2 protein-coding genes and 1 pseudogene are annotated in these 3,132 nt (G+C 33.8%); all 3 read left to right on the top strand.

Translation table 11 applies throughout. The features are described from left to right. A partial coding sequence (locus tag ACFILU_RS05325) for a YadA-like family protein (RefSeq protein WP_375675054.1) occupies nucleotides 1-280 on the top strand: 280 nt, incomplete at its 5' end. Between the two features lie 436 nt (nucleotides 281-716). Further along, complete coding sequence (locus tag ACFILU_RS05320) at nucleotides 717-917, top strand: hypothetical protein (RefSeq protein WP_273791568.1); 201 nt, start codon at nucleotides 717-719, stop codon at nucleotides 915-917. Nucleotides 918-2,134: 1,217 nt separating this feature from the next. Next, a pseudogene (locus ACFILU_RS05315) lies at nucleotides 2,135-3,132 on the top strand (hypothetical protein); the annotation flags it as partial.

Raw genomic sequence — 3,132 nt, 5'->3', positions numbered from 1 at the left:
GGATATGAAATTTGAGACGTTGAATTATGCTATTCAGGATGTTCGGAAAGAAGCAAGACAAGCTGCTGCTATTGGTCTAGCAGTATCTAATTTAAGCTATGACGATACACCAGGAAAATTAAGTTTTTCATTTGGTACGGGTGTATGGCGCAGTCAATCTGCACTTGCTATTGGAGCTGGTTATATGTCTGAAAATGGAAGATTTCGCTCTAACGTATCTGCAACGAGTTCTGGGGGACATTGGGGTGTAGGTGCTGGATTTAGGGTAACGCTGAATTAACAATAGAAAATTCGAAATAAATTTTCCTTCTCTTATCAAATGCGTTACATGTGCCATTTAAAGAGAAGGAAAGTTATTTTCATCATAAATGAATAGCAATAGAAGATAAGGGCGTATTTCGAGTAAAAATATATTTTTTATTATGAAATTTTATATGAGAAAATCATTTATCATCTCCAAAAGGAATTATTTGAGTAATCGATATTTATTTTTAATATATTGTAATAATATTATTAATGAATGCAGCATTGTTTTTTATGACAAGATAGGGGGTATTTTATTTTGCATAATTCTACTGCTGATAAGATTATTATTGGATTGTATAATGCCATAAAAGGTGATCAATTACATGATAGTGAGCAGCAGATTAAGACAGTTTTTAATGATGCGAAAAAATATATAGATAAATGTTTTTCTGAATCCATAGTATAATGCAATGAGTAATGTTGTTAATGATGCAAAATCTTACACGGATACAAAATTTGAAGCATTAAGATGTGATATTAAGACAGCTCAGAAAGAAGCAAGACAGGCATCCTCTGTTGGTTTAGAAGTATCGAATTTAAGTTATTTTAATATCCTTTGGTCTTTAAGTCTTTGTTTTGGTAGTGGTTTATGGCGTAGTCGATTGGCTTGAGCTATTGGAACCGTTTATATGTCAGAAGATGGAAAGATTCGCTCTAATATATCTGTCACGAGTGCAAGAGGTTACAGGGGGTTAAGTGCAGGAGTAAACTTAACACTGCATTAATAATAAAAAATGCATTCGCCCTTGTTTCATCAGACAAGGGTAAAAATTTTATAAAGAGGTGATATTTTACACAGAAACTCATAGAGTAGTATACTTGTAAAGTTTTATAACAATGTATTCTGTAATAATAATCTTAGTGGGACTAATTTTAGTTACAGTGAAGCATTTTAACAAAAAAAATTACAAATGCAGAGTGATGTTTTTATATAAATTAATAGAGCACGCGTAATCGCACAATATTTTAAAACTGTACAGTTTATAATTTTATTAATAGGAATATCCACTAGGGGGTATGCTTAAAGAAATAAAAAATCTCATTTTTTCCATTTTTATTATTTCTTTGTATGTAGCAGCGGGAATGATTAAGTAAGACTCACTTTGATCACAACAGGGATATTTAAAGCATAACGATGCACCAGCACTTTTATAAAAGCCTAAAGTTTAAACAATGAGGCTATGAATTCTTGAATTATTTCAAGAATCAGAAAGACGCATTATATAAAAAAATAATTAAATTATTTTTTCCTTGCTATTTTTTAATAATCTGTATAGAGTACGAAAAATTAATTAAAAGAAACTAGAAATCTTCTCGCAAAGCGGGGTGCGGTAAGTTATGGAAAAATTACAAAATCACAATCGTCTGATCTCAAAAAGCTTTAAGAGATACAAATATAAAACTCATGGGTATCTCGCTTATTTTCACGACAAAAGCACAATAACCCTACAAAAAACGCTTTGAATTACTCAACAAACAACTTAACTCCCTTGCGCAATAAACATCCTTTATTGCCTCTTAAACACACAACACTTAATAATAGCGCGCAAACATGTTTTTTCTACACTTCTTTCACCTTTCTTCGCCTTTAAATTTAAAGGCTCTGCTACAGAAAGAAAATCCCCCCTAAAAGGGGAAAATAAACCTTATTAATCGGACTATCAATCAAGGTGGACTACAACCTCATTGATATCTTAGATAGTCCTCTTCCGCATTATGACAACCCTAATCTTTTATAAAACAAGAAAAAACAATCTCTGGAGCTTAGTAGCACCGGAATATGTCTTTTTGATGTTTTAAATATCTTTTTTTACTTAGAGGATTTATTATGAAAAAAATATTATATACCACACCACACACACTAGCAGTGAGTAATTTAAAAAATTCTTGCTCGTCTTATCGATTACCTTTTATAAAAACGCTTTCATTAGTGTCAGTAGCTGCCTTTTTATCAAATGCTTCTCCTGTTTTTGCTTGTGATCTTTGGGGTAATGTAGCGCAGTATTTTGGTGGAGGTGCAAATATACGTAAAAGTATTGCGCCAACCTATATAATTGGAGGTAAAATATATAGAGACGTTGGTTCTGCGTTGTATGGTTTGGAGAATTATGTCGCTGAATCCACCTATGATAAGTTTGTTAAGCAAGATGCATCAGGACTTATTACAATTGGTGCGGACGTAGGTGGTAATAGAATAACTATCGCAAATAGCTCTCATGGATTGAGGACTCTTACTGGTGTTGCTGATGGTTGGGTTTCGCCAGTCTCGTATGATGCAGTTAATGGTTCTCAGCTTTTTTCTCAAGGCATCAGTACTGCGATCTCTTTTGGCGGTGGTGCTGGATACGATAGAAAAGGAAACTGGATAGCTCCTATTTTTACAGTTAAGGTCTTTGATAAAAATGGTAATGGAGCTGAAAAGGACTATAAGAATGTTGCGGATGCCTTTACTGGCGTAAGTAGTTCTTTCACGAATCTTGATGCAAAGATTGAAAATATTAAGGTGGCAAGTAATAGTCTTGTTAAGCAAGATGATACAGGACTTATTAGCATTGGTGGAGAAGTAAGTGGAACTAAGGTAAGCATTGCAAACGTTGATAATGCAGTTCGGACTCTTACAGGTGTTAAGGCTGGTTCGATTACAGCAGTGTCTACTGATGCGATAAATGGTTCTCAACTTTATTCCATGAGCAATGTAGTTGCAGGCTATTTTGGCGGTGGTGCTGGTTATAAAGATGGAAACTGGAGTGCTCCTACTTTTACAGTTAAGGTCTTTGATAAAAATGGTAATGGAGCTGAAAAGGACTATAAGAATGTTGCGGATGC

This window comes from Bartonella sp. CL100XZDX (assembly GCF_042195375.1).
GTDB lineage: Bacteria > Pseudomonadota > Alphaproteobacteria > Rhizobiales > Rhizobiaceae > Bartonella.
The sequence above is the reverse complement of the archived record's forward strand: the minus strand, read 5'-3'. Positions and strand labels throughout refer to the sequence as shown.